The sequence below is a fragment of the Mycobacterium sp. E740 genome (genome assembly GCF_001672895.1).
Lineage (GTDB): Bacteria > Actinomycetota > Actinomycetes > Mycobacteriales > Mycobacteriaceae > Mycobacterium.
In genome coordinates, this window is record NZ_LZKP01000098.1 from 1 (window position 1) to 903 (window position 903).

1 protein-coding gene and 1 pseudogene are annotated in these 903 nt (G+C 67.3%); one reads left to right on the top strand and one right to left on the bottom strand.

Annotation, left to right across the window (positions count from 1 at the left end; genetic code table 11):
- Positions 1-218: pseudogene (locus tag A5663_RS09325) on the bottom strand (ATP-dependent DNA ligase); the annotation flags it as partial.
- A gap of 56 nt (positions 219-274) precedes the next feature.
- Between A5663_RS09325 and A5663_RS09330 the strand changes: the two are divergent.
- Positions 275-903 (top strand): ATP-dependent DNA ligase (locus tag A5663_RS09330; protein WP_156744403.1); only part of this gene is annotated, 629 nt, incomplete at its 3' end.

A 903-nucleotide genomic window follows, 5' to 3' on the forward strand; every position in this document is an offset into this window, starting at 1 on the left:
TCGCGCACCGACTCGATGACCTCGGGAAAGTAGCGGCCCAGGTCCTTTCCACTGCGGGACAACAGCACCACCGCGTCCCCATCGCGGAAGACCAGGGCGCGGAACCCGTCCCACTTCGGCTCGTACGACCACACGCCCGCTTCGTTGGGCACCTTGGCCTGCGCTTTGGCCAGCATCGGCTCGAGCGGCGGGGTCACGGGGAGGTCCACGGGTTCCATACTCACGTAGACCGCCGACAGCGGGCAATGTCATCGATGTGGGGCGCTGCGCCACAATGGGCGGGATGCGTCTTCCCGTCATGCCTCCGGTGTCTCCGATGCTCGCCAAATCGGTGCCATCGATACCGGCCGGCGCCTGCTACGAACCGAAGTGGGACGGGTTCCGCGCCCTGGTCTTCCGCGATGGGGACGCGGTGGTGCTGTTGTCCCGCAGTGGAAAGGACCTGGGCCGCTACTTTCCCGAGGTCATCGAGTCGGTGCGCGACGAGTTGGCGGCGCGGTGCGTGCTGGACGGCGAGATCGTCGTGCCCCGCGAGATCGACGGCCGCACCCGGCTGGACTGGGAGTCGCTGAGCCAGCGCATCCACCCAGCCGAATCGCGCATCAAGATGCTCTCAGCACAGACCCCCGCACACTTCATCGGTTTCGACGCACTGGCCACCGGCGACACGTCGCTGATGAAGGAACCCTTCCGGGTTCGCCGCGACGCGCTGCTCGGCGCCGTGACAGAGAAACAGTGGTGTCATGTCACGCGCACCACTGAGGACCCGGAACTCGGCGCCCGCTGGCTCGAGCAGTTCGAGGGCGCGGGACTCGACGGCGTGATCGCCAAGCGCCTCGACGGTCCGTACCTGCCGGGCAAGCGTGAGATGGTCAAGGTCAAGCACGCCCGCGACGCCGACTG